The sequence below is a fragment of the Tessaracoccus flavescens genome, from assembly GCF_001998865.1.
In the GTDB taxonomy this organism is placed as follows: domain Bacteria; phylum Actinomycetota; class Actinomycetes; order Propionibacteriales; family Propionibacteriaceae; genus Arachnia; species Arachnia flavescens.
This window is the reverse complement of sequence record NZ_CP019607.1, coordinates 3,537,357-3,561,456: the sequence shown is the minus strand read 5'-3', so window position 1 is coordinate 3,561,456 and position 24,100 is coordinate 3,537,357. Positions and strand designations below refer to the sequence as shown.

At 66.6% G+C, this 24,100-nt stretch carries 20 protein-coding genes and 4 tRNA genes; 16 read left to right on the top strand and 8 right to left on the bottom strand.

Going from position 1 to position 24,100, the window contains the following annotated elements:
- Nucleotides 1-132: 132 nt before the first annotated feature.
- Nucleotides 133-2,808 (top strand): aconitate hydratase AcnA, encoded by a 2,676-nt coding sequence (gene acnA, locus BW733_RS17230; RefSeq protein ID WP_077353112.1) that lies wholly within the window; start codon nt 133-135, stop codon nt 2,806-2,808.
- Between the two features lie 59 nt (nt 2,809-2,867).
- On the opposite strand, the gene BW733_RS17225 is transcribed toward acnA, so the two are convergent.
- On the bottom strand, nt 2,868-4,226 hold the full coding sequence (locus tag BW733_RS17225; protein WP_077352488.1) for an MFS transporter: 1,359 nt from the start codon (nt 4,224-4,226) through the stop codon (nt 2,868-2,870).
- A 152-nt stretch (nt 4,227-4,378) separates the two neighbouring features.
- Here BW733_RS17225 and BW733_RS17220 point away from each other — a divergent pair, with 152 nt between their 5' ends.
- Nucleotides 4,379-4,768 carry a hypothetical protein gene (locus BW733_RS17220; RefSeq protein ID WP_077352486.1) on the top strand — a complete coding sequence of 130 codons (390 nt, stop codon included), beginning with the start codon at nt 4,379-4,381 and terminating at the stop codon, nt 4,766-4,768.
- Nucleotides 4,769-4,865: 97 nt separating this feature from the next.
- On the top strand, nt 4,866-6,791 hold the full coding sequence (gene dxs / locus BW733_RS17215; protein ID WP_077352484.1) for a 1-deoxy-D-xylulose-5-phosphate synthase: 1,926 nt from the start codon (nt 4,866-4,868) through the stop codon (nt 6,789-6,791).
- Between the two features lie 60 nt (nt 6,792-6,851).
- Here the strand turns inward: dxs and pdxY are convergent, their stop codons facing one another.
- The 6 genes from pdxY to BW733_RS17185 form a co-directional block, all read right to left on the bottom strand.
- Nucleotides 6,852-7,703: a pyridoxal kinase PdxY gene (pdxY, locus tag BW733_RS17210; protein ID WP_077352482.1), complete on the bottom strand. Its 852-nt coding sequence runs from the start codon at nt 7,701-7,703 to the stop codon at nt 6,852-6,854.
- A gap of 34 nt (nt 7,704-7,737) precedes the next feature.
- Nucleotides 7,738-8,958: an HRDC domain-containing protein gene (locus tag BW733_RS17205; protein ID WP_077352480.1), complete on the bottom strand. Its 1,221-nt coding sequence runs from the start codon at nt 8,956-8,958 to the stop codon at nt 7,738-7,740.
- The gene (locus BW733_RS17200; protein WP_077352478.1) at nt 8,955-9,536 is read right to left on the bottom strand and encodes a DUF3000 domain-containing protein; all 582 of its coding nucleotides are present in this window, start codon (nt 9,534-9,536) and stop codon (nt 8,955-8,957) included. The genes BW733_RS17205 and BW733_RS17200 overlap by 4 nt, the downstream gene beginning before the upstream one ends.
- 55 nt (nt 9,537-9,591) lie before the next feature.
- Nucleotides 9,592-10,011 carry a peptide-methionine (R)-S-oxide reductase MsrB gene (gene msrB, locus BW733_RS17195; RefSeq protein WP_077352476.1) on the bottom strand — a complete coding sequence of 140 codons (420 nt, stop codon included), beginning with the start codon at nt 10,009-10,011 and terminating at the stop codon, nt 9,592-9,594.
- A 27-nt stretch (nt 10,012-10,038) separates the two neighbouring features.
- The gene (locus tag BW733_RS17190) at nt 10,039-10,809 is read right to left on the bottom strand and encodes a sirohydrochlorin chelatase (protein WP_077352474.1); all 771 of its coding nucleotides are present in this window, start codon (nt 10,807-10,809) and stop codon (nt 10,039-10,041) included.
- A 78-nt stretch (nt 10,810-10,887) separates the two neighbouring features.
- Nucleotides 10,888-10,959: transfer RNA gene (locus tag BW733_RS17185), tRNA-Val, on the bottom strand.
- Between the two features lie 158 nt (nt 10,960-11,117).
- Between BW733_RS17185 and BW733_RS17175 the strand changes: the two genes are divergently transcribed.
- The 9 genes from BW733_RS17175 (at nt 11,118) to BW733_RS17135 (ending at nt 19,187) form a co-directional block, all read left to right on the top strand.
- The gene (locus BW733_RS17175) at nt 11,118-12,374 is read left to right on the top strand and encodes an integrase catalytic domain-containing protein (protein WP_152024495.1); all 1,257 of its coding nucleotides are present in this window, start codon (nt 11,118-11,120) and stop codon (nt 12,372-12,374) included.
- A 355-nt stretch (nt 12,375-12,729) separates the two neighbouring features.
- Nucleotides 12,730-12,802: transfer RNA gene (locus BW733_RS17170), tRNA-Gly, on the top strand.
- A 48-nt stretch (nt 12,803-12,850) separates the two neighbouring features.
- Nucleotides 12,851-12,921: transfer RNA gene (locus BW733_RS17165), tRNA-Cys, on the top strand.
- Between the two features lies 1 nt (nt 12,922).
- Nucleotides 12,923-12,994, top strand: a tRNA-Val gene (locus BW733_RS17160).
- A gap of 264 nt (nt 12,995-13,258) precedes the next feature.
- On the top strand, nt 13,259-13,897 hold the full coding sequence (locus BW733_RS17155; RefSeq protein WP_077352472.1) for a flagellar basal body-associated FliL family protein: 639 nt from the start codon (nt 13,259-13,261) through the stop codon (nt 13,895-13,897).
- Between the two features lie 707 nt (nt 13,898-14,604).
- On the top strand, nt 14,605-14,910 hold the full coding sequence (locus BW733_RS18410) for a helix-turn-helix domain-containing protein (RefSeq protein ID WP_161490281.1): 306 nt from the start codon (nt 14,605-14,607) through the stop codon (nt 14,908-14,910).
- Nucleotides 14,907-16,280: a type II toxin-antitoxin system HipA family toxin gene (locus BW733_RS17145; protein WP_077352468.1), complete on the top strand. Its 1,374-nt coding sequence runs from the start codon at nt 14,907-14,909 to the stop codon at nt 16,278-16,280. The genes BW733_RS18410 and BW733_RS17145 overlap by 4 nt, the downstream gene beginning before the upstream one ends.
- Before the next feature lie 578 nt (nt 16,281-16,858).
- Complete coding sequence (locus BW733_RS17140) at nt 16,859-17,950, top strand: IS110 family RNA-guided transposase (RefSeq protein ID WP_077352466.1); 1,092 nt, start codon at nt 16,859-16,861, stop codon at nt 17,948-17,950.
- A 61-nt stretch (nt 17,951-18,011) separates the two neighbouring features.
- Nucleotides 18,012-19,187: an IS256 family transposase gene (locus BW733_RS17135; protein ID WP_443081364.1), complete on the top strand. Its 1,176-nt coding sequence runs from the start codon at nt 18,012-18,014 to the stop codon at nt 19,185-19,187.
- 250 nt (nt 19,188-19,437) lie between these two features.
- Here the strand turns inward: BW733_RS17135 and BW733_RS17130 are convergent, their stop codons facing one another.
- Complete coding sequence (locus BW733_RS17130) at nt 19,438-20,634, bottom strand: IS110 family RNA-guided transposase (RefSeq protein ID WP_077352464.1); 1,197 nt, start codon at nt 20,632-20,634, stop codon at nt 19,438-19,440.
- A 324-nt stretch (nt 20,635-20,958) separates the two neighbouring features.
- Here BW733_RS17130 and BW733_RS17125 point away from each other — a divergent pair, with 324 nt between their 5' ends.
- The 4 genes from BW733_RS17125 (at nt 20,959) to BW733_RS17110 (ending at nt 24,078) form a co-directional block, all read left to right on the top strand.
- Nucleotides 20,959-21,267 (top strand): hypothetical protein, encoded by a 309-nt coding sequence (locus BW733_RS17125; RefSeq protein ID WP_077352462.1) that lies wholly within the window; start codon nt 20,959-20,961, stop codon nt 21,265-21,267.
- A gap of 185 nt (nt 21,268-21,452) precedes the next feature.
- Nucleotides 21,453-22,916 carry a lipase family protein gene (locus BW733_RS17120; RefSeq protein WP_077352460.1) on the top strand — a complete coding sequence of 488 codons (1,464 nt, stop codon included), beginning with the start codon at nt 21,453-21,455 and terminating at the stop codon, nt 22,914-22,916.
- Entirely contained in the window at nt 22,913-23,380 is a 468-nt protein-coding gene (locus tag BW733_RS17115) for a hypothetical protein (RefSeq protein ID WP_077352458.1), read from the top strand. Before BW733_RS17120 ends, BW733_RS17115 begins: the two co-directional genes overlap by 4 nt.
- Nucleotides 23,377-24,078, top strand: coding sequence for a hypothetical protein (locus BW733_RS17110; protein ID WP_077352456.1), 702 nt, complete (start codon nt 23,377-23,379; stop codon nt 24,076-24,078). Before BW733_RS17115 ends, BW733_RS17110 begins: the two co-directional genes overlap by 4 nt.
- Nucleotides 24,079-24,100: the final 22 nt, after the last annotated feature.

Below are 24,100 nucleotides of genomic sequence, written 5' to 3'. Positions count from 1 at the left end.
GGGTGTCAACTCCACGCACACGCGCAGCGCTGAGCACTAGGATGGACGGCGTCCGGCGATGCCGCCCCTCGCGCCCCAACGTGGTATCTTGATGTCAAGAGAGTTGGCGGGTCGTCAACGAGAAGGAGAATGATGAGCGTCAATAGTTTCGGGGCCAAGTCCAGCCTCGACGTCAACGGCACCGGGTATGAGATCTTCCGTCTCGATGCCGTGCCGGGTTCGGAGAAGTTGCCCTTCAGCCTGAAGATCCTGCTGGAGAACCTCCTGCGCACCGAGGACGGCGCGAACATCACCAAGGAGGACATCGAGTTCCTTGGCAACTGGGATCCGACGGCCGAGCCGGACCACGAGATCCAGTTCACCCCTGCCCGTGTGATCATGCAGGACTTCACCGGCGTTCCCTGCGTCGTCGACCTCGCAACGATGCGCGAGGCCGTGGTCAGCCTGGGTGGCGACCCGGACAAGGTCAACCCGCTGTCGCCGGCCGAGATGGTCATCGACCACTCCGTCATCGCCGAGGTGTTCGGCACCCCCCTGGCCTTCCAGCAGAACACCGACATCGAGTACCAGCGCAACCGCGAGCGCTACCAGTTCCTGCGGTGGGGCCAGACCGCGTTCGACAACTTCAAGGTCGTTCCCCCGGGCACCGGCATCGTCCACCAGGTCAACATCGAGCACCTGGCCCGGGTCATCTTCCCGCGCACCGTCGACGGCGTCCTCCAGGCCTACCCCGACACCTGCGTCGGCACCGACTCCCACACCACGATGGTCAACGGCCTCGGCGTGGTCGGCTGGGGCGTCGGCGGCATCGAGGCCGAGGCGGCCATGCTCGGCCAGCCCGTCTCGATGCTCATCCCGCGCGTCGTCGGCTTCAAGCTGAAGGGCAAGTTGAGCGAGGGCACCACCGCCACCGACCTCGTCCTGACCATCACCGAGATGCTGCGCGAGCACAAGGTCGTCGGCAAGTTCGTCGAGTTCTACGGCGAGGGCGTCGCCGAGGTGCCGCTGGCCAACCGCGCCACCATCGGCAACATGTCGCCCGAGTACGGCTCGACCATCGCGATCTTCCCGATCGACGACAAGACCACCGACTACCTGCGCCTCACCGGTCGCGACGAGCAGCAGATCGCCCTCGTCGAGGCCTACGCGAAGGCCCAGGGCCTCTGGCACGACGCTGCGCACGAGCCGGTCTACTCCGAGTACATCGAGCTCGACCTGTCGAGCGTCGTCCCGTCGATCGCCGGCCCGAAACGCCCGCAGGACCGGATCAAGCTCATCGACGCCAAGTCGAACTTCGAGACCAACGTGGGCTCCTACACGCCCGACCCGGCGAAGGTCGTTCCCGTCACCCTGACCGACGGAGCCTCGTTCGACCTCGCAAACGGCGCGGTCACTGTCGCCTCGATCACGTCGTGCACCAACACGTCGAACCCGAGCGTCATGATCGGTGCGGCGCTCCTCGCGAAGAAGGCCGTCGAAAAGGGCCTCGACCGCAAGCCCTGGGTCAAGACCTCGCTCGCCCCCGGCTCGCAGGTCGTGACCGACTACTACAATAAGGCCGGGCTCACCGAGTACCTGGACAAGATCGGCTTCAACCTCGTCGGCTACGGCTGTGTCACCTGCATCGGCAACACCGGCCCGCTGATCCCCGAGATATCCAAGGCGATCAACGACGAGGACCTCGCAGTGACGGCCGTCCTCTCGGGCAACCGCAACTTCGAGGGCCGGATCAGCCCCGATGTGAAGATGAACTACCTCGCCTCGCCGATGCTGGTCATCGCCTACGCACTCGCGGGAACGATGAACATCGACCTGCTCAACGACCCGATCGCGCAGAACGAGGCCGGCGAGGACGTCTACCTCAAGGACATCTGGCCGTCACAGGCCGAGATCGAAGAGGTCGTCGGCTCATCCATCTCGTCCGAGATGTTCTCCGAGCGCTACGCGGACGTCTTCACCGGCGACGAGCGCTGGCGTTCGCTTCCGACCCCCGAGGGCAACACCTTCGAGTGGGACGACGCCTCCACCTACGTCCGCAAGGCCCCCTACTTCGACGGCATGCCCGCCGAACCGGCTCCGGTCGAGGACATCTCCGGTGCGCGCGTCCTGCTCAAGCTCGGCGACTCGGTCACCACCGACCACATCTCGCCCGCTGGCAACATCAAGCCCGACTCCCCGGCCGGCCTGTACCTGGCAGAGCACGGCGTCGAGCGTCGCGACTTCAACTCCTACGGCTCGCGCCGTGGCAACCACGAGGTCATGATCCGCGGCACCTTCGCCAACATCCGGCTGCGTAACCAGATCGCCCCCGGGACCGAGGGCGGCTTCACGCGTGACTTCACCAAGCCCGACGCCCCCGTGACCACCGTCTACGACGCGTCCGTGAACTACGCCGACGCCGGCATCCCGCTCGTCGTCCTCGCGGGCAAGGAGTACGGCTCCGGATCGTCGCGCGACTGGGCCGCGAAGGGCACCGCGCTGCTCGGCGTTCGCGTCGTCATCGCAGAGAGCTACGAGCGCATCCACCGCTCGAACCTGATCGGCATGGGTGTGCTTCCGCTGCAGTTCCCAGAGGGCCAGTCGGCCGAGACCCTCGGCCTCACGGGCGAGGAGACGTTCTCCGTCGAGGGCGTCACCGAGCTCAACAACGGCACGACGCCCAAGACGATGAAGGTCACCGCGGTCGCCCCCGACGGCACCGAGACCGTCTTCGACGCCGTGGTCCGCATCGACACCCCCGGAGAGCGTGGCTACTACGTCAACGGCGGCATCATGCAGTACGTGCTGAGGAACCTGGCAAAGGCCTGATCAACAGCAGAGCGAAGGCCGCGTCCCGTTTCGGGGCGCGGCCTTCGTGCGTGTGCGGGTCAGCGGTCGTCGAGCGAGCGTCCCGCCCGGTCGACGAGCCCCCAGGTCGCCACCGCGGCGATCAGGAAGGCGGCCGCGAGCACCACGAACATCACGCCGACGCCGTAGCCGAGCAGGATCGGGACGAGCAGCGGGGCGATGATCGAGGCGATCCGGCCGACGCCCGCGGCCCAACCGGAGCCGGTCCCCCGCATCGACGTCGGGTACATCTCCGGCGAGACGGCGTAGAGGGCACCCCAGGCACCGAGGTTGAAGAAGGACAGCGCCATGCCGGTCGCGATGATCGCGGCCTCGCCGTCGGCGAACCCGAAGGCGATGGCGGAGGCGGCCGAGCCGACCAGGAACGTGGAGAGGGTCGCCCGTCGCCCCCAGACCTCGATCAGCCAGGCGGCCACCGCGTAGCCGGGGAGCTGGGCGAGGGTGATGATCAGCGTGAAACCGAAGGAAGCAACCAGGTCGTAGCCCTTGCCGACGAGGATGGTCGGAATCCAGATGAAGGCCCCGTAGTAGGCGAAGTTGACGCAGAACCACACCGCCCAGAGGCTGAGCGTGCGGCCGCGGAACTCGCGCGAGAACAGGGCCCCGAGCCGCTCCTTGCCCGTATCGGCGACCTCGGCGGCCGGCGCCGTCGGGGCGTCGTCGGCGGGGGAGGCCGGTGCGTCGGTGATGCCGGAGGCGCGCTCGAAGTCGCTGACGATCTGCTCGGCCTCCGCGTGGCGCCCCTGTCGCTCGAGCCAGCGCGGCGACTCCGGGAGGCCCCAGCGGACGAACAGTGCGTAGAGCGCAGGCACGGCGCCGATGGCGAAGGCCCAGCGCCAGCCAGCGTCGGAGGCGGGGATGACGAAGTAGCCGATCACGGCGGAGGCGGTCCAGCCGACGGCCCAGAAGGCCTCGAGGATGACGATCAGCCGGCCGCGGATCCGGGCCGGAGCGAACTCGCTGACATAGGTCGAGGCGACGGGAAGCTCGGCTCCGAGCCCGAGCCCGACGAAGAACCTCAGCACCAGCAGCAGGGCGAGCCCGCCGACCAGGGCGCTCGCGCCGGTGGCGATCCCGTAGATCAGCAGCGTGATGGCGAAGATGTGACGGCGTCCGAACCGGTCAGCCAGCAGGCCACCGAAGCTGGCGCCAAGTGCCATGCCGACGAAGCCGATCGAGGCGATCCACGACTTCTCCGTCGCGCTGAGACCCCACTGCTGTCCGAGCACGGCGATGATGAACGAGATGAGGCCCACATCCATCGCGTCGAGGGCCCAGCCGAGGCCCGATCCAGTCAGGACCTTGAGGTGGCGTCGGTTGAACGGGAGTCTGTCGAGGCGGGCGGATCGGGTCTCCGGTGTGCCGGCGGGCGCAGTCATGGGCGTCATGCTAACGACATGTGCGGGCGCCGAGCGGAAGCGACCAGCCAGGATGCGTGCGCGGGGGGAATGAGCCGCGACGGGTGGCGTGTCGGCGCACCGTCTGACAGAGGCGGTTGCAATTGTCCGACCCGTGATCTCTAATAGAACACATGTTCGATGAAGATGAAGTGATCCGGGTCTACGTTCCGCCAGGTTGGCCCGGCTCGGTGCGGCCGCCCGGCTCGGCCGGATGGCTCAAGTCGGCGGAGGCCTACCTGCTCGACGTGTGCCCGTCCGAGTACCGCGGCTACCAGGTGCTGCGACGCCACCCCGTCGTGCTGGCGAAGCTGGCTCGCGAGTTCGTCGCGTCCCAACTGGTCGCCACCCGTGCGGGACTCTCGGGGGTGCGCACGTCGCTGGCTGGTTTCGTCGACGCAGGCACCGTCGACCAGGCCGCGAGCGTCCTGCAGCAAGAGGAGGCCAGGCTGACGCGCGTGGCCCGCGGGGTCGACCTGATCGACCAGGCGCTGCGCGACGCGAGGTTCACCCCGAAGCTCTGACCGGGTGTGCGCGGGGCCCGTCGCCGACCTGGAGATCGGCTCTGGAAGCGGCGGCGGGCCGCCGAACCTCCCTGGCGTCTGGGTGATCCGACATAGAATGGCCATCATGTCTTTGTTGGAGTCGATCAGCAGCCCGCGCGATCTTCGCGCGCTCTCGCGTAGGCAGCTGGAGCAACTCGCGGACGAGATCCGTTCCTTCCTGATCACAAAGGTCTCGCGCACGGGCGGCCATCTCGGCCCCAATCTCGGCGTCGTCGAGTTGACGCTCGCAATCCACAAGGTGTTCAACTCGCCGACGGACCCGGTCATCTTCGACACGGGCCACCAGAGCTACGTGCACAAAATCATCACCGGACGGGCAGGCGGCTTCGACAGCCTCCGGCAGAAGGGCGGCCTCTCCGGCTACCCAGAGCCCGCCGAGTCTGAGCACGACTGGGTGGCCAATTCGCATGCCTCCACCTCCCTCTCGTGGGCCGAGGGGCTCGCAAAGGGCATCCGGCTGCGTGGCGAGGACCGCACTGTTGTGGCCGTCATCGGAGACGGCGCCCTGACCGGCGGCATGGCCTGGGAGGCCCTGAACAACATCGCCGACAACGACGACCTGCGCCTTGTGGTCATCGTCAACGACAACGGCCGCTCGTACACGCCAACCGTCGGCGGCCTTGCCAATCACCTCGCCGGCCTGCGCACGGACCATCGCTACGAGAAGACGCTCAGCCTGATCAAGCGCACCGTCACCAGATTGCCCCTGATCGGCAGGCCCGCCTACGACCTGCTGCATGGATTCAAGACCGGGGTCAAGGACGTGCTCGCCCCGCAGTCGATGTTCTCCGATCTCGGCATCAAGTACACCGGCCCGATCGATGGGCACGACATCACCGCCCTGACGAACCATCTGGAGCAGGCGCGTCAGTACGGCGGACCCGTCATCGTGCACTGCGTGACCCGCAAGGGGCGCGGCTTCCAGGCCGCCGAGGAGAACGAGGAGGATCGCTTCCACGCGATCGGCAAGATCAACGAGTTCACCGGCGAGCCTCTCTCGGCCTCGGTGCAGGCGACGTGGACCGACGCGGTGGCCGAGGCCATGGTCCAGCTCGGCCAGCGCAGGCAGGACGTCGTGGCGATCACGGCGGCGATGCTGAACCCGGTCGGGTTCGGCCGGTTCGCCGCGGCCTTCCCAGACCGGATCTTCGACGTCGGCATCGCGGAGCAGCACGCCATCGTCTCCGCGGCTGGCATGGCGAAGGCCGGCCTGCATCCCGTGGTCGCCCTCTACGCGACGTTCCTGAACCGGGCCTTCGACCAGGTCCTGATGGACGCGGCCCTGCACAAGGCGGGCATCACGATCCTGCTCGACCGGGCGGGCATCACCGGCAGCGACGGCCCGAGCCACAACGGCATGTGGGACATGTCCCTGATGGGGATCGTCCCCGGCGTCCAGTTGGCGGCCCCGCGGGACCAGACCAGGCTCGTCGAGGCGCTCGACCGCGCTGTCGACGTCGACGACGCGGTCACGGTGATCCGTTACTCGAAGGAACGCCTCCCCGATGAGATCAACGAGGTGGCACACGTCGGCGAGGGGCTGGGGCGGGTAGACGTCCTGCGCCGCGCGGAAGGCGCACGCGTCCTTGTCGTCGGTTTCGGCCAGTTCGTCGGCACTGCGCTGTCGGTGGCGGAGCGACTCAACGACCAGGGTGTCGCGGCCACCGTCGTCGACCCGCTCTGGGCTCTCCCGGTCAGCGCCGAGCTCACCTCCATGGCGAGCGACTTCGATGTGGTGCTGACGCTCGAGGACAACCTCGTCGAGGGTGGCGTCGGGCAGCGGCTCCGCGCACGACTCGCGGACGAGGGTGCCGCGGCAAAGGTGCTGACCTTCGGCATCCCGCAGGCCTTCCTGGCCCCAGGCTCGCGCGATGAGGTGCTCGAGGAGATCGGGCTGACCGCCGCGCAGGTGTCGCTTCAGGCGCTCGGAGTGGTGCTCAACGACGCCGAGGCCGAGCAGCACACCGAAAGCACCCGCTGAGCTGACAGACAACGAGACGCCCCCACAGGAATCTGCGGGGGCGTCTCGTTGTCGTGAGGATCAGCGGACCTGACGCACCTCGAAGGTGGTCTGCGGAGCGACGTAGGCCTCCTGGGACTCGATGAGCAGGAGCTCACGCGAGTCGGCCTCGAACGTGTTCCTCAGCAGTTCGTAGACGCTGGCCGCGGTGCGTCCGAGCGCCTTCGCGGGATCGCCGGAGCTGCGGAAGTGGGACGAGAACAGCGCCGCGGCCACGTCGCCCGAGCCGTTTCGCTTGAACGGGAGCTGCGGCGTCTGGACGATCCACGCCCCGTCGTCGGTGACGGCGAGCATCTCGATGGTGTCCTCGGGTCGGTCCGGGCGGAAGACGCTGGTGACGAGCACCGTCGACGGGCCCTCGGCGCGGACGAGGTCGACCGAGGTGAGGGTCTCCTCGAGGGTGTGCGGGTCGGTGCCTGTGATGAAGCCGAGCTCGAACTGGTTCGGCGTGATCAGGTCGGCCTGCGGGACGACCCTGTCGCGGATGAGGGTCTGCACCTCGGGGGCGACGAAGCAGCCGGACTTGGCGCTGCCGAGCACGGGATCGCAGGCGTAGATGGCCTGCGGGTTGCGATCCTTGACGAGGGCGACGGCCTCGAGGATCGCGTCCCCGATGTCGTTGCCGCCCTGGTAGCCGCTGAGCACGAGTTCGACGTCGTCGAGGCCTCCGCGCTCGTCGATGCCCTTGACGATGTCGCGCACGACGTCGCCACTGATCAGCTGACCGCCCCAGGCGCCGTAGCCGGTGTGGTTCGAGAAGACGACGGTGTGGACCGGCATGACCTCGTGCCCGAGACGTTGCAGGGGGAAGACCGCCGCGGAGTTGCCCACGTGGCCGTAGCTGACGCAGGACTGGATGGAAAGCACGCGCATAGGGGTGATCCTGCCACGTCCTGCGGGCGCAGTATTAATCGTCCGCGGCACCGTTCGCCGACAGCGCTTCCGCGATCGCGGGAGCGAGGAAGTCGGCCTGCCACGGACGCACGCCGGCGCTAAGGAGAACGTCGCGGTCGATCTCCGCATGGTGGTAGATGGCCTCCTGCAGCGGCTGCGGTGGCGCGACGAGGCTGGGCTGGATGCCGCCCAGGTCGCAGGCGAGGACGTCGAGGACTGGGCGGATGCGGTTCCAGCGCTGCGCGGCCTCCGGGTTGATCCGGTCCCAGTTGCGCGGCTGGGGGAGGCCGACGTGCGGCGCCCGCCGCGGCGGGTACTGGGACGTGGGCAGGTCCCTGACGCGGTCGAGCGCGGCGAGCCAGTTGTTGAGGTAGCGAACCGCACCCTTGGCGTTGAGGCCGCGGACCTGACGCAGCTGGTCGCGGGTGGGCACGGCGTCGCGGGCGAGCCGAGCCACCTCGAGGATCGCAGCGTCTGGCAGCATCCAGGTCGGGGGCTTGTCGCGCTTCTGCGCGATCTGGTCTCGTTCGCGCCACAGCTCCCGTGCCACGGCATACTGCAGGGGCGTCCTGAGGGTCGTGACCTCCTTGACCCGGCGCCAGGGGTCGACCTTGGGGGAGGGCGGCGCGGAGAATCTCTTGAGCGTCTCGGCGTCCTCCTGTTCGACCCATTCGGCGCGACCGGTGGCCTCGAGCTGTGCGCCGAGCGCGGAGGCGAGTTCGAGCAGGTAGTCGACGTCGAGGGCGGCATAGGTGAGCCAGCTCTCGGGGAGCGGGCGCTTCGACCAGTTGTCCGCCGAATGGGCCTTGCGGAGCTTGATCCCGACCTCGGCCTCCAGCAGTGCGCCGAGGCTCGCGGCGGGCTTGCCGAGGAGCCGGGCCGCCATCTCGGTGTCGAAGATGTGCGGGGGGATGATGCCGATCTCCTGCATGCAGGGCAGGTCCTGGCTCGCGGCGTGGATGATCCACGTGGCGTCGCCCGTCGCCTCCACCAGGGAGGACAGGCGCGCCTGAGTGCCCTCGAAGGCGACGGGGTCGATCAGCCAGGTGCCTGCACCCTCGCGACGGATCTGCAGCAGATAGGCCTTGGGCCAGTACCGGTGCCCGTGTGCGCGCTCAGTGTCGAAGGCGACCGGTCCGGTGGCGGCGGAGAGGGCACCCAGCGCTTCGTTGAGGGCCTCGACGGTGTCTACGACGGGTCGCAGGGGTTCACGGCTCGTCTCGACGTAGTTCATACGCCGCGGCCCGTCGGCAGGGTGGCCATGCCGGGCGGGAGCTGCGGCTGACCGGCGACAAGACCCATGAGGTCCTGCCAGGCGGCCAGGTGTGGGGTCAGGGGGTGTGCCTCGTCGAGGGTGGGCGTCCAGGAGCAGCGGACCTCGACGTCAGCGCGGTCGGCGTCGGTCATCTCACCGAATCCCTTGCTGTAGGACGCGGTCACCGTGCCTGCCAGTTCGGCGGCGGAGCAGTCGTGGGTGGCGAGGGTGTCGGTGAGCCATGACCAGGCGACCTCGGGCAGCAGCGGATCGGTGACCATGTCGAGGTCCACCTCGGCGCGCACGTAGCTGACGACCCGGAACGTCCCGTCCCAAGCGGTGTTGCCCGCGGGGTCGTGCAGGAGGATCAGGCGGCCGGTGGCGAGGGAGTCCTCTCCGCTCTCCAACTCAGCGGAGATGGCGACGGCGTGGGGCGCGATCCGCTGCGGAGAGCCGATCTCCTGCGTGGTCAGGCCGCTTCTCCACGGCATGGCCTCGAGTTCACGCAGGGCGCGCGCGAAAGGCTCGGGAGTGAAGCTCGTCACATTGGCTGGCACACGGACAGCCTAAGTCGGCCACGCCCCCGAGCCCGGTTGACTCGCCGGGGGCGGTTCAGCTGGTGGGGCGCAGCTTCATCGAGACGGAGTTGATGCAGTAGCGCAGATCGGTCGGCGTGTCGTAGCCCTCGCCCTCGAACACGTGTCCGAGGTGGGAGTCGCAGGTGGCGCAGCGCACCTCGACGCGAGGCCTGCCTGGCAGCGAGCGGTCCTCGATGTAGCGGACGCGATCCTCGGCGAGTGGGGCGAAGAAGCTGGGCCAGCCGCAGTTGGAGTGGAACTTCTCGCCGCTGCGGAACAGCTCGGCCCCGCACGCGCGGCACTCGTAGACGCCCTCGGTCTCGGTGTCGGTGTACTCGCCGGTGAAGGGGGCTTCGGTGCCGCTCTGACGCAGCACGCGATACTCCAGATCGTTGAGCTGGGAGCGCCACTCGGAATCGGGCTTGGTGAGCTTCGGCGTGTACTGATCGGTCATGCCCCAAGCGTAGGGCGTGACGCAAACTCAGGCGTCGTCGTCGAGATCCTCGACGGGCAGCTGGGTGGGCGTGCCGTCGAGCAGTTCCATCGCTCCGAACGCGTAGCGGGCGAGGATCAGCAACCGCAGGTGGGCGGTGTCGCCGATCGGTGCGGTGACGGCGATCGCACCCGCGCGCATGGCGCCCTGAAGGTGCGCCTGGTAGGCGGGGGTGGGGGTCAGATAGAGGCTACCGACGGCGATGTGCCTGCGGCCCTGAGCGCGCAGTGAGGCGACGGCCGTGGCCGTGGATCGACCGTCCCCCTCGTCGACCGCGAGTTGGACCGGCAGTCGGTGATGCGTCGACCACTGGCGCGCTCGGCGGGCGAGCAGCGAGGTGCCGCGGACGTCCGCGCCTGCGGGGGCCGCGAGCACGAGCCCGTCGATCTCGAGTGCGCCTCCGCGGTGCAGTGCCTCACGGACCCGTTCGTCGAGGATGTTGAGCACTTCACTCGCGGGACCGACAGGCCGGCTCACCACAACGTGGATGTCGGGGGAGTGGGGGAAGTCGTCGTACTCGGAGACGTGTTCCGCGGCGGAGACCAGGTCAAGGGGAACCAGGACGACCTCGCCGACGTCGTCGGAGACGAGCCTGTCGATGACAGAAGGAAGGGAAGGTGAAACGCCGCCGAGTCGGGCGAGATGGATGCGAAGATCGGGGCGGAAGGCCTGCAGCGACCGGGTGATGCCTGCGAGAGAGTCGTTGACAGCGGAATCGTCTGGGCCGTCGGCCACGAGGACGATCGCCGGTGCTGTCATCGTCCATCCTTCCGCTCAACGTCGCTCCTGCGACGGTTCGGGAGGACTCTCCCCGCAGGGATATCAGGGGTTTCCTTGTGGGCGATGGCGGTTTCGAACCGCCGACCTCTTCGGTGTGAACGAAGCGCGCTACCACTGCGCCAATCGCCCCGGCGAAGTAGGAGTTTAGTGGAACTTGGATGAGATTGCGAACCGGCGACGACACTCATACATAGTCCCCGCGAACGAAGGGGCCGTACCTCACATACTTTTCCCCGGGAAACAGTGACCGGCCACGATGGGGTGTGGAGGTTGGAGAGAAGCTGTCGATGGCAGCCCGAGTCGAGATCACGAAGAAGTACGCCAAGGCCTATGCCGCGGCCCCGAAGAAGGGCAAGTCCCAGATCCTCGACCACGTGGTCGAGATCACCGGCTGGAACCGTGACCATGCCCGCCAGCAGTTGGTGGCCCGGTTGAAACAGGCCCCGGGACGGGCCACCGCGACGGTCGCGGTGATCGATCGGCGCAAGACCAAGGCGTGTAAGTACTCCTACGACGCCAGGCTGATCCTGCAGCGGGTATGGGCGGCCTCGGGGGGCAGCTGCGGGCAGTACCTCGCCGCATCCATGAGCGATCTGATCGATGCGATGGAAGCCGAAGGCGAACTGGTGCCTAGCCAGGACCGTTACAGCGCCGAGGTCAGGGCCGAGCTGGAATCGATGTCGGCGGCCACGATCGACCGGTACCTCGCACCGGCGCGGGCGAAGGACCCGATCCGAGGAAAGACCGCCACCAAGCCCGGCAGCCTGCTACGAAACTCGATCACCGTGCGTAAAGCCGGTGACGAGGTCGAAGCCGAACCCGGGTTCTTCGAAGTCGACACCGTGGCCCACTGCGGCCCCACGCTGAAGGGCGAGTTCGCCCGCAGCGTGAACTTCACCGACATGCACACCGGCTGGAGCTTCACCTACTCCATCCGCAACAACGCCCACCTCCACATCCGGACCGCGTTCGACCACTTCATCGCCCAGGTCCCGTTCGCGGTCACCGGGATCGATTGTGACAACGGCTCGGAGTTCATCAACCACGACCTGATCGGCTGGGCCGGCCAACGAGAGGTGTTCTTCACCCGGTCGCGGCCTTACAAGAAAAACGATCAAGCCACCATCGAATCGAAGAACAACCACCTCGTGCGCCGCTACGGCTTCTACCACCGCTACGACACCGCCACCGAACTCGCGTTACTCAACCAGCTATGGCCGCTGGTCAACGACCGGCTCAACTTCTTCACCCCCACGAAGAAACCCGAAGGCTGGGCCACCGACACCGTAGGGCGCCGCAAACGCCTCTACGACAAGCCACGCTCCCCCTACCAGAGGCTCCTGGCCGCCGGGGTCCTCAACCCCGCCCAGGAAACAGAACTAGCCGCCTACAAGGCCACCCTCAAACCCGTCGCAATGCAACGACGCATCACCGAGATCCAACAGGAGCTCACCCGACTCGCAGGCCGAAAGACAGCCCGTCTCGAACAACACATCGCATGGAAGGCACCCGACCCCGCCGGCCTCAAAACCCGGGCCAGCTAACCCTTGTTTTCGCGGGGAAAAATATCTGAGGTAAGGCCTACCATTTCGCGGGGACTTGACAGTGAGGTACCACGACCGGGGTGCTCAATGTCGTGTCCCGGGCGTCCGGGCCGACCCCGCCCCGATCGAAACGGTCGGCCAGTCTGCTAAGGGGGTTGGTGCCGAGCCGGCTGGGGTCGAATCACATCGGTGTGGTCCGCCAGGCCTGATCTGCCCTGCTGCCGATGCCCGGAAACAGCCGATTTCACGCTCAGAACGGCCCTGCGGAACCCCGGATTTGGCATGCGCCGAAATCCTGCGCTAGAGTTCTCAACGCACCGAACGAACCGGGGAAGCCCGGAACGGGAAGCGCAATGCGGACGTGGCTCAGTTGGTAGAGCATCACCTTGCCAAGGTGAGGGTCGCGAGTTCGAATCTCGTCGTCCGCTCGGAGAAAAGTCTCTCCAACCCATTTGGGGAGGGTCAAACCTCCATCCGGTGGAGTGGCCGAGAGGCGAGGCAACGGACTGCAAATCCGTGTACACGGGTTCAAATCCCGTCTCCACCTCGGGCGGTTGGCGCAGTGGTAGCGCGCTTCCTTGACACGGAAGAGGTCGCCAGTTCAAACCTGGCATCGCCCACCGAGAAACGCCCTCGTGAGAGGGCGTTTTCTGTTTTCCGGGGGTGTCTCGAGCGCCATGACAGCGGGCCTCTCCTGAATGCTCGCGCGTGCGCCGCGAGCTGAGGAGTTGGGGTGGAGAGCCGTGGGATTCAGCGGTTGAGCGTGACTGCCGAGACCTGCGAGGCGGTGCTCTATTGAACTTCCGGCCATTGTGTTGATCGCTGTCAGGGGCGTTGGCTGTGACATGTCCTAGTCTGGTCGGCAGCCGACGTGAAGGACATCTATGTCGAATCAGCAGTGGCAAGGCCCGCAGCAAGGTCTTCCGCAGCAGGGGGCGGCCGGGTGGCAGGGCCCACCGCCCCAGCAGCCCTACGGTGCACCGTCGCGCAAGTCGAACCGGCTACCGCTGATCATCGCCGCCGTGCTGGTCGCGGTCGCTCTGATCGGTGTGGGTGCCTGGTTCCTGACCAGGCCAGGCGACCCGCCACCGACAGCTGACCCTTCCACGCCGAGCACGAGCAAGGCCGCCGACCCGACAGCCACCCCGACGGTCGAGAAGCGCCGGGTCGCGTTCGATGATCTGCCGCCGGAGGTCGACGGCTGGCGCGTGAAGCCTGCGGGCACGGGAGCGTATTACATCACCGACGGACGAGAAGATCCCTACGGTGCCGACGCCCAGATCAACGTGACCGGGGCAGACGACGACATCACGGTGGACACCGCGACGACGGGCCTGGCAGGGCCGATCGAGTCTCCAGGCAGACGGGTGGTGTGTGTTCCCGAAGACATCGTCGGCAACGTCTCCTGCTTCATCCAGACCTCGACGTTCACGCTCATCGTCGCCAGCGCCACTCAGGAGGACGGCATCTCGCTGGAAGAGGTGCAGGCGATCGCTGACGCGATCGCAGCGAAGTATCCCTGAGGTCAGGAGCCCGGCCAGGGATCGGGGATCATGGCGCGCGACGCATCCACCAGACCTTGGACCTCGTCGAGTCTGGCCTGGGTCGTCTGCCTCCGAGCTCGTCGTCCATCCTCGAGTTCAACTCCATCAGCGCGTGGGTCGCACCTCGGGTGCAGGCGAACGAACCAGGCACACCGCCGACAGGCAGCCGGCTAGCCTCCTTGGTGCGCAGTGTGACGTGCCCCTGACGCTCCCCATGATGCTCTGGTTCAGGTTGGCCACTTCGCGGATACTGCTGGACTTGCGGGCCCAGCACTTGCGCTGATCGGCGGTCAACGCCGAGGAACTGCGCACGGCCTTGTTGAAGTTCGAGATCGTGGGTCGGACCCCACGACCGTCCTGCCCGGCACGATGGTCTCGAAGGCGACGAGCGTCTTGCCCTCGATCCCCTTGGGCGATGATGAACTTGAGTACCGCGGGGACGACCTGGCCCCACTCCCGGGGCGATGATGCCTGAACCCTGACGGTGTGCCGCGCCCCACCCGAGACCTGTCGAACGCACCATGGCTGCACTGCGAGTTACTGGGCCAGCCGAGGCAACGCAGCGGCGTCCCGGCCGTGAAGGGGAACACCATATGGGCGACATCGACCACTGCACCGCTCTAGACGTATCTGCACATACGCTTATACCGCCTTGTCGTCTATACCAGGTCTGTTATTCTAGACGCATGGACAGATATGCGGTTCCGGACCCGATGGCCGAGGACGCCCTTGCGCGCCTCGGCAGGAACATCGCGGCCTGGCGCAAGCTCCACACGTTGACGCAGGTCGAACTCGCCCGCCGGGCAGGGGTGTCGCGACCCGTGGTTACCCGGCTCGAGCGTGGCGAGGAGGGTGTCGGGATCGGCGCTCTGATGCGCGTGCTGGGAGTGCTGCGCCTCGATGATGCTGTAGCCGAGGCCACCGACCCGTTCGAGACCCGTTTCGGACGAGAACTCGTCGAGCGGACCCTGGTGCAGAGGGTGCGACGATGACCGCGGGCCCGACCCGAGCGACAACCAGACACGTCGGCATCCGGCTCGTTGACGGCCCGGTGGACAGGCCTGTGGGGACCTTGTCTGTTCGTGGATTCGGCGACAGCGCGAACAGCCTGTTCACCTACGATCCGGCGTTCATGTACGAGGGCTACGGTTTCGACCTCGCGCCGCGCGTGCCCCACGGCGACACGGGCGAATTCAGGTTCCCGGGGCTTCCGCTGTTCCTGGAAGATGCTGGCCCGGATCGTTGGGGCAGGCGCCTGCTGTTTCGTGCGGCGCAGGCCCGTGACCCCCACGCCCACCTTGATGACCTGGACTACATCTCCGGCGCCAGCGATCATGCCCGCCAAGGTGCCCTACGCCTCATTGACCCGTCCACCGGCGAGGTGCTGGGAGGGCAAGACGTTCCGGCCTCTCTGACCCTTCAGGAGCTTCTGGAAGCAGCCGACCAGGTTTCCGACGACGTCGAGTCCTTCGGCCCGTATGCGAAGCTGCTCAGCACCAACACCTCGGCACTCGGCGGGGCCCGCCCGAAGGCGTCCATCGTGGCCGACAGGACACTGCAGATGGCGAAGTTCCCGATGCGCGAGGACCGCCGAAATGTGCCCGCCTGGGAGCAGACCGCGCTTGATCTGGCCGGGCAGGCAGGCATCGACCGACCCGTCAGCCACCTGGTGGAGATGGGACACCGCAGCGTCCTGCTGCTGGAACGCTTCGACCGCAGCGACGACGGTCGCATCCCCTACATGAGCTTCCGCACCCTGATGGACAACCCCGACGACGGGCGCAGGCCTCCCGACTATGCGCGCATCGCGTCGGTCCTGCGCCGCTACACCGACGCTGGCCTCGAAGACCTTTACCGGAGGGTCGTCTTCGGGGTGCTGCTCAATAACACCGACGACCACCTCAGAAATCTGGGGCTGCTCCGCGACGGGGGCGGGTGGCAACTGGCACCGATGTTCGACGTCAACCCGGAACCCGAGCTCGGGAGGCCTCGGCACACCGCCATCGCGGGACGCACGACACACGTCGGCATTCACGATGCCCTGGATACCTTGGCACGGGCCTGCGCGGTGACTCCTCGGCGACAGGCGACCATCCACGATGAGCTCGCCGATGTGCTCCGCACCTGGCGACAGGTGGCCGCCGGAAACGGGATCAACGAGCGAGAAACCGCTGAGATGGCTGTCGCGCTCGACGCCATCCGCGATGAAGTCTTGGCGCCGCACGCCGGGGGCGTCCGATCAGAGCGACCCAAACCGGCCGCCAGAGGCGCGCGTCAACCGCATGCGAAGACAACTCCAGCGAGCACCCGGGGTTCGTTCGCCCCGACTCACCATGATGAAGGCCCCGAACCAGCCGTCTAGCTGTACGAGCCGAGGACGTTGTTGACGCGTGATGGTGTCCCGGATGCGGGCGACTTCCCATCATGCACACTGTGGGCCGGTGGTAGTTGTAGTGGAGGTTCCACGTTTCCAGCGCTTTCTCGCGCTGGTCTTCTGAGGACCACGGTGACCGCGCTACCGTCTCCGGACGGACCACGTCCACTGTGGGCGACACCACATGAAGTAGAGCCCCCTAGAGTGGTGTAGCCCCCACAGTGGCCGTGGCCGTCGATGACGGCAGGGCGGTCACCGTGGGATCCTTCGAGTTCACCCTTGCAAAGCTCTCTCAAAGGAAATCAACCACGATGACCGCTCCTCACATTGTCGACAGTGAGAATGGAGTCTGGCAACCCCGGGCTGGGGTCTGACTCGATTGTCGACAGGCGTCTTGGATTGCCTTTGCGTGGGATTTGTCGGCCTCGCTGCCCGGGGATGCCGTGCATGTGACCGGACGAGCAGCGTGACCTCATAGGAGCTTGAGCAGCGCCCCCATCACTGTCTTGTCCGCCCGCTCGCCCGGTCACGTGCCGTCCCAGGCATCTAGCACCAAAGGCGGAAACATGAACAACGACGGCTCCAAGCCACGAGAAGTCTTCGGCGGAGTGGACACTCATTCAAACACCCACCATGCCGCGGTGGTCGACCCACTCGGCCGCGAGCTGGCAGATCGCGAGTTCCCGGCCACACCCTCCGGCTACGAAGCGCTGCGGACATGGCTGGTCGGATACGGCCAGTTGGTGATGGTGGGAGTCGAAGGCACAGGATCCTACGGCGCCGGACTGATGCGTGTGCTCGCCGGCACTGGCATCACCGTCGTCGAGGTCGACCGTCCGGACCGTAGTGCTCGACGTGCGGATGGCAAGTCCGATCCGCTGGATGCGTATGCAGCTGCCCGCGCAGCGGCATCAGGGCGCGCTGCCGGAACGCCGAAGTCGCGAGACGGAATTGTGGAATCCATCCGGTGTCTACGTCTGGTCCAGCGCTCTGCCATCAAGGCGCGGACCCAGTGCATCAACCAGATTCGCGCGCTCTTGGTCAACGGACCCACCGACCTTCGAGAACTCATGAGACCGCTGACCACCGCGAGGATGATCAGAACCCTGGCCAACCTTCGGCCTGGAACCGACCTGGCCGATCCGGGTGTCGCCTGCAGACGTGCTCTGCGATCACTGGCGCGCCGCCATGGCGACCTTGACAGGGAAGTGAAGGAACTCCACCGCGGACTCACCGATCTCACCCGCCAAGCCGCGCCGGAACTACTCGAACGACCCGGTGTCGGCGTCCAAGTCGCGGCGCAGTTGCTGATCACCGCTGGAGATAACCCCAACCGCCTCGTCTCCGAGGCAGCGTTCGCCCACTTGGCCGGCGTCGCACCAGTCCCCGCCTCCTCCGGAAAGCGACAGCACCGACACCGACTCAACCGCGGCGGTGACCGCGCCGCGAACAACGCGCTCTACACCGTCGCGCTGGTCCGTATGCGCTTCCACCAGCCGACTCGCGCCTATGTCGCACGCCGCACCGCTGAAGGTCTCTCGAAGAAGGACATCATCCGCTGCCTCAAGCGCGCCGTTGCCCGTGAGATGTTCCATCTCCTCACCAAGCCTGCAGCCCTCTCGGTGCACGCCCACAAACCACTATCGTCAGCCGCTTGACATCTATAGGAGCATCCCCGCCCGCGTGCTGGGCAACCTGCTGACCGAAGCATCCCCGGACATGATGCGCCAGCTCCTGCAGAACATGATCAACGCCCTCCTCTCGGCTGACGCCGATCTGGTGTGCGGCGCCGAATGGGGACAGGCCTCGCCGGGGCGGCTGGTTCAGCGCAACGGCTACCGCCACCGGCCCTTGGACACCCGCGTCGGCACCGTCGATGTCGCCGTCCCCAAGCTGCGTTCGGGGACCTACTTCCCGGAGTGGCTGCTTGAGCGCCGCAAACGCGCCGAAGCCGCTTTGATCACGGTGATCGCGGACTGCTACCTCGCCGGGGTGTCGACCCGCCGGATGGACAAGCTCGTCAAGACGTTGGGAATCGACGGGTTGTCGAAGTCCCAGGTCTCCCGCATGGCCGCCGACCTCGACGAACACGTCAACCAGTTCCGCCACCGTCCCCTGTCCGAGGCAGGCCCGTTCACGTTCGTCGCAGCTGACGCGTTGACGATGAAGGTCCGAGAGGGCGGCCGGGTGATCAACGCCGTCGTGCTCGTGGCCACTGGCGTCAACGGCGATGGACACCGCGAAGTGCTGGGGCTGCAGGTCGCCACCTCCGAGACCCGCAGCGCCTGGAACACGTTCTTCGCCGATCTGGTCGCCCGCGGCCTGGCCGGCGTCCGTCTGGTCACCTCCGACGCCCACGCCGGGCTGGTCGAAGCCGTTAGCGCGAACCTGCCCGGAGCGGTCTGGCAGCGTTGCAGAACCCACTACGCCGCCAACCTGATGTCCGTGACACCCAAGACGATGTGGCCGGCGGTCAAGGCGATGCTGCATTCGGTCTACGACCAACCCGACGCATCCTCCGTCGAGGCCCAGTTCGACTGGCTGCTGGACTACACCGCCGAGAAGCTTCCCGCCGTCGCCGAGCACCTCGACCAGGCCCGGGCCGACGTGCTCGCCTTCACCGCCTTCCCACGCGATGTCTGGACCCAGATCTGGTCGAACAATCCCGCCGAACGCCTCAACAGGGAGATTAGGCGCCGCACCGACTCCGTTGGCATCTTCCCCAATCGGGAAGCCATCATCCGGCTCGTCGGGGCCGTCCTGGCCGAACAGACCGACGAATGGGCCGAAGGTCGCCGCTACCTCGGACTCGACATCCTCACCCGCTGCCGCCTCACAACCCTCCCCGGCACCAACACCGAGGAGGTAACCGAACCCGTCGCCCTCACCACCTAAACGAAGGAACCCCCGCTACACCACTCCACGGGACTTGACCCACTATGAGGGACTCAACTGACAGCTACACGAGTACACCTTCACGTTGCTCGGAGCAGCCTTGAAGTGGCCGGTGCCGCAGTAGGCCACACGCGTCTCCCGCCTCGGGCAACGGGCTGGCCGTCGACACGGCGATGACTTGATCGTACGTCCTGCAGTCACTGACATTCGCAATATCCGAAGCGCCGGGGGGGTGTCCCTATGGTTCCTGTCAAGCGGCGGCTGGTGTTCTTGGTTGGTAGTAGGTGCCGTTGCGGAGCATGGCGTGAAGGACGTCGACGCGTCGTCGGGCGAGGCAGACGAGGGCGGCGTTGTGTTTCTTCCCAGCGGCGCGTTTGCGGTCGTAGTAGGCGCGTGAATCAGGATCGTGGAGGGCTGCGAAGGCCGAGAGGAACAGTGCTCGTTTGAGGTGTTTGTTCCCGCCGCGTGAGGGATGCTCTCCGCGGATGCTGGATCCGGATCGCCGGGTGACCGGGGCCAAGCCAGCGTAGGCCGCGAGATGGCCTGCGGTGGGGAACGCGGAGCCGTCACCGACGTCGAGGAGGAGTCTGGCTGCGGTCCTGATGCCGACTCCAGGCATTGACATCAGGAGCTGGGAAAGAGGGTGCGCGTCGAGGGCCTCCTCGACTTGTTTGGCGGCCTCAGCGCGCTGCGTGAGCAGGCCCTGGAGTTGGGCTGCGAGCTGGGGCAAGACCAGCTCGGCTGCCCGGGTGCCGGGGACGGTCACGGTTTGCTCTGTCAGGGCCTTCACGATGGCCTCGACAAGGCGCTCGTGCATGCGTGGCGCCAGCGCTTTGGCGGTGGTGGTGAGACGGCGCCTACCGGCGTCGGCGAGTCCGGTGGGGCCGCAGTACTTGGCCAGTAGGGCCAGCACTGCGGGGTGGCTGATGTTGCCGCCGATGGCGCGTTCGAGCGCGGGGTGGATCTGGGTCAGGAGGCCGCGGATCCGGTTGGAGACGCGGTTGACTTCGCCTGCGAGGTCGTCGTCGAACCCGACGATCACGGCGAGGTCGGCGATCAGGTCGTCGTCGCCGCCGACTCGGCGCAGCGCGTGGGGCATGGTGCGGCCGGCCTCGGCGATGATGTAGGCGTCGCGGGCGTCGGTCTTCGCGTTGCCCGGGTGGAGATCGGCGATGCTGCGCATCGCCAGTCCCGGTAGGTAGGCGACCTCGATACCCATCGCGCGAGCCACCGTGACCGGCAGGGCGCCGATCGTGGCGGGCTGGTCCACGATCACCAACACCAACCCATGGGCGGTGAGCTTGGCGAACACCTCACGTAGAGCAGTCTCATCCTGGGGCAGGGCCTTGTCATGCAGTCGTTTCCCGCCAGCGTTGAGGGCGGTGGCGTGGTGGTGTTCTTTGCCGACGTCGAGGCCGACGAACACGTCGAAGCGGTGTTGGTCCATAGCGGTCCTCCTCAGAGGGTTCCATTCTGGCCGCAAGTCAGGCGAAGATCGTCGGCACCCACGTTACGAGAGGCCACGCTGTCATGCAGCGGGCCGTGTCCCTATCAGCGATCAACCCACGCCACCAGGACCCGGTGACAACACCCCCCGGATCATCAACGACAGGGGCAGTAAGTCATGCCGGGCCTGGCGACCAGAACCCCGACCATCGGGGATACCTAGAAGGTAACGGGGGTCGGTTTCCAGCCAAATGCCGTAGTAAATGCGCGAATGGGGGACGTTGTGCACTGTCGGGGCGCTAGCGTCGCCACTAAGGAGGCGTGAGTGAGCGACTATGACGTGGACCTGCATCAGTTGCGGGACTTCGGTGTGCAGATGCGCGGGATCGCGGCGGGTCTGGACGGTGACATTTCGCCGCCGGCATTGGACGGGTTCGCCGAGGCCATGGCCGGTGGGGTTGCGGCCCAGGCGTCGCCAGCGGCTGCTGCTGCTTGGCTGTCGGGCAGTCAGGTATTGATTGAGCATTTGGCAGCGCATCCCGACACGGTCGTTTCGATAGCTGATGCGTACCTCAAGCAGGAGGAGGACGCTCAAACAGCGATCACGGGGTTCTTTGAGAGGACTCAGCGGTGAGCTACTACTGGGCCATGGCCGGGCAGTGGATGGCATCAACTCTGAGATCCACTGCTGAGGCCCATCTGGCCCGCGCAGCGGCAATCCGGACGGGGGCGCAGAGCATCGGCGCATTGCGTCCGCCGGTGTGGACCGGGAGGGCAGCACAGACTGAGCGCGCCGATCGTGAGGCGATGACAGCCCGAATGGATCGGACTACTCAGGTTCTGGAGGGCTACGGTCGGCTTGCCCGCGACACGGCGTCCGAGCTGGCAGCGATCCAAGCTGATCGGGCAGCCATCGTCAGCGAGCTGAACGCGTTGGGGTGGTTGATGAACGCCTTCGGGGTGCTGTCCCGGCTGAGTCCGACCAGTTCAACCGGGGCAATTGAGGCGGGCATGGTCGCTGACATCGCCCGGCGCGCCGAGCAGCTCGACCGAGGTGCCGCCGCGGCGCTGGACTCGGTGGCGTCCTCCTATCAGCGGAATCAGGAGCGGCTCGAGGCGCTTGACACCGTCAACTCCTACCAGTTGACGTTCCTCGAGGGGGCGTTGGACGGCCTCGACTGGCACTTCGACCCGAACCTCGATGAGGTCCTCGAACTTCTGCCTGAGAACGATCCGTTCGGTATGACCCGCGAGGAACTCGCGTTCCTGCTGGAGACCAATCGTCAGGCACCCGCCCTGCTGACGGATTTCCTCAGCACGGGCAGGTGGGGGCCAGCCGTCGAACATGCGGCTCTGAGGGCGTATATAGCGATGGCTTCCGACGGGGTGGTGAGCCGAGGAGTGAAGGAGTTGCTTGAGAAGCAGTACGGGTTTGATCTCGATGACGCCCGCTTTGCCACAGACGGCACACCGCTGGCCCCGAAGATCCTCGACTCCGGTCGGGCCATCGATGGTCCGCAGGCCGCGGGGTCACCGTTGGATACCATCCTCGACGACATGGTGACCAGCTACAAGTACACCTCGGACATGAATCCTGACGACACCAACGTGGTGCGTGTCCGCATCACGGGCGATCCGCCCGTGTTCACTGCGGTGATCCCTGGCACGACGCTGGCGTTGGAAGATCCCAACGGGTGGGGTGGCGATCCCGAGGGGACCGACTGGCCGGCCAACGTGAACCTGGTCGGATCGGGCAGCTCGTCGGCGAAGGAGTCGGTCATGGCAGCCATCGACCTGGCAGTCAGAGACTATGAGACACGCCACGGCCCCATCCAGGGCAGGCCGGTGGTGAACCTTGCTGGCCATTCCCAGGGAGGGATTCTCGCGGCCAACGTCGCCTCGGAGCGGTTCTTCGCCAGCCGATACGACGTCAACGCCGTGGTGACGGTCGGGTCACCGATCGGCAGCATCAACGTCGGGAAGGACACGAGGGTGCTCAGCATCGTCAATGAGCATGACGTGGTCTCCAGGATCGACGTCGGAACAAGCCGCGGCCTCAACATCACAGAAGTCACCTTCACCGACAGTCACTACCCACAGTCGCAGACCGAACCAGGAGGCGATCTGACGACGCACTCCCATGAGCCGACGACGTACCGGGACCGGCTCCTCACCGCGACAAAGGCCGATGCTGAGGCGCTGCGCGGGTTCGAGGCCAGCCTGCTCGGGGCTGGCAAGACGGACTCGGAGACGATCCTGGTCAGCTTCGGACGCAGACCATGACGACGCGACAGGGACGTGGCGTGCTCGCTGTCGTCGCGCTGGTCGCCACGGCGTTGTTGAGTGGCTGCGCCGTGTGGGAGATCCTCAACTCCGGCCCGACCGGCCCCACCAGCGACCCCTCCCAACGCGGCACGCTGCGCAGCAGCATTGAGGAGCAACTAGGCGCACTTCAGGGTGTGACCCACGTCACCACCTCGACCGACCCCAACGTCGGCGGCCTCAACAGCATACTGAGCCTGGAGATCACGGTGACGAATCCTGAGGCCCCAACCGACGAGGCGGCCTGCCTTGCGCTGATCGACACCTATCTGGAGACGATCGCCCCCACCGCCGTTGCGATGCCTGACGAGAACGGGACCGTGTGGCTGATAATCAACCACGAGGAGCGCGCCCATGGCGTGTGCAACAGGGAGACCGATCTGATCCAGATGGCCGAACAGTTCGGATTGGAGCGTCCCCGATGAGCCTCGCGGATGAGTCCCAGATCAGCGTCTCGCGGGTCAGTAAGACCGCGTGGGGTGCTGCTCTTCACGCTTGGCGAACCGGCAACTGGTCGCAGTTGAGCGAGCTCCAACGCCTCGCTTGCCGGGCCGCCGGAACTCTCGACCAAGACGGTTGCCCACAAGGCATCTGGCACCGGGCGCTTGAGCTCAGCACCAGGGCCACCTCCCGCACCGTGTTGATGGCCAGGAACGGTCAGGTCGGCTTCCTGAGCATCGTGGATCGAAGCGTCGGCGACCTGCTCACAGTGACCAGCCGTGTCCTCCTCGACGACACCACCGACACCGTCACCGCCTTGGAGAGCAGCCTCGAGGTCGCACTCGCCCCGCGCAGCCAGGCATGGCCGTTGTTGCGTCGCGTCATGCCACCTGACACCCGGTTCCGATCGCCCGCCCCTGCAGGGCCCACACGCCTCGACCCCCTCACCGGCCCAGCGCCTTCGGCGTGGGCCTCCGACGCAGAGAACCGCGACTGGGTCACCAGACTTGCCAGACGCCTTCCAGAGGACACACACGGTCCTCAGCTCGTCGCCGAGACCATCACCGGCGAAGGCTCTGTGCGGCACAGCTGGTGGCTCGACGCGGGTAGCCTGATACGGCTGTCGCCTGACTGGGCAGGTGCCGTCAAGCCAGGCGACGTCGCAACCGTCCTCTGCCCCTGATTTGCAGCCTTGCGATGGGGCT

What these genes read in the sequence shown, in the direction of transcription:
- BW733_RS17175 (WP_152024495.1), top strand. Translation starts at nt 11,118, where the DNA reads ATGGCAGCCCGAGTCGAGATCACGAAGAAGTACGCCAAGGCCTATGCC.
- BW733_RS17120 (WP_077352460.1), top strand. Translation starts at nt 21,453, where the DNA reads ATGGATCGGACTACTCAGGTTCTGGAGGGCTACGGTCGGCTTGCCCGC.
- BW733_RS17225 (WP_077352488.1), bottom strand. Translation starts at nt 4,226, where the DNA reads ATGACTGCGCCCGCCGGCACACCGGAGACCCGATCCGCCCGCCTCGAC.
- dxs (WP_077352484.1), top strand. Translation starts at nt 4,866, where the DNA reads ATGGCCATCATGTCTTTGTTGGAGTCGATCAGCAGCCCGCGCGATCTT.
- BW733_RS17190 (WP_077352474.1), bottom strand. Translation starts at nt 10,809, where the DNA reads ATGACAGCACCGGCGATCGTCCTCGTGGCCGACGGCCCAGACGATTCC.
- pdxY (WP_077352482.1), bottom strand. Translation starts at nt 7,703, where the DNA reads ATGCGCGTGCTTTCCATCCAGTCCTGCGTCAGCTACGGCCACGTGGGC.
- BW733_RS17205 (WP_077352480.1), bottom strand. Translation starts at nt 8,958, where the DNA reads ATGAACTACGTCGAGACGAGCCGTGAACCCCTGCGACCCGTCGTAGAC.
- BW733_RS17115 (WP_077352458.1), top strand. Translation starts at nt 22,913, where the DNA reads ATGACGACGCGACAGGGACGTGGCGTGCTCGCTGTCGTCGCGCTGGTC.
- acnA (WP_077353112.1), top strand. Translation starts at nt 133, where the DNA reads ATGAGCGTCAATAGTTTCGGGGCCAAGTCCAGCCTCGACGTCAACGGC.
- BW733_RS17155 (WP_077352472.1), top strand. Translation starts at nt 13,259, where the DNA reads ATGTCGAATCAGCAGTGGCAAGGCCCGCAGCAAGGTCTTCCGCAGCAG.
- msrB (WP_077352476.1), bottom strand. Translation starts at nt 10,011, where the DNA reads ATGACCGATCAGTACACGCCGAAGCTCACCAAGCCCGATTCCGAGTGG.
- BW733_RS17130 (WP_077352464.1), bottom strand. Translation starts at nt 20,634, where the DNA reads ATGGACCAACACCGCTTCGACGTGTTCGTCGGCCTCGACGTCGGCAAA.
- BW733_RS17110 (WP_077352456.1), top strand. Translation starts at nt 23,377, where the DNA reads ATGAGCCTCGCGGATGAGTCCCAGATCAGCGTCTCGCGGGTCAGTAAG.
- BW733_RS18410 (WP_161490281.1), top strand. Translation starts at nt 14,605, where the DNA reads ATGGACAGATATGCGGTTCCGGACCCGATGGCCGAGGACGCCCTTGCG.
- BW733_RS17135 (WP_443081364.1), top strand. Translation starts at nt 18,012, where the DNA reads ATGATGCGCCAGCTCCTGCAGAACATGATCAACGCCCTCCTCTCGGCT.
- BW733_RS17145 (WP_077352468.1), top strand. Translation starts at nt 14,907, where the DNA reads ATGACCGCGGGCCCGACCCGAGCGACAACCAGACACGTCGGCATCCGG.
- BW733_RS17220 (WP_077352486.1), top strand. Translation starts at nt 4,379, where the DNA reads ATGTTCGATGAAGATGAAGTGATCCGGGTCTACGTTCCGCCAGGTTGG.
- BW733_RS17140 (WP_077352466.1), top strand. Translation starts at nt 16,859, where the DNA reads ATGAACAACGACGGCTCCAAGCCACGAGAAGTCTTCGGCGGAGTGGAC.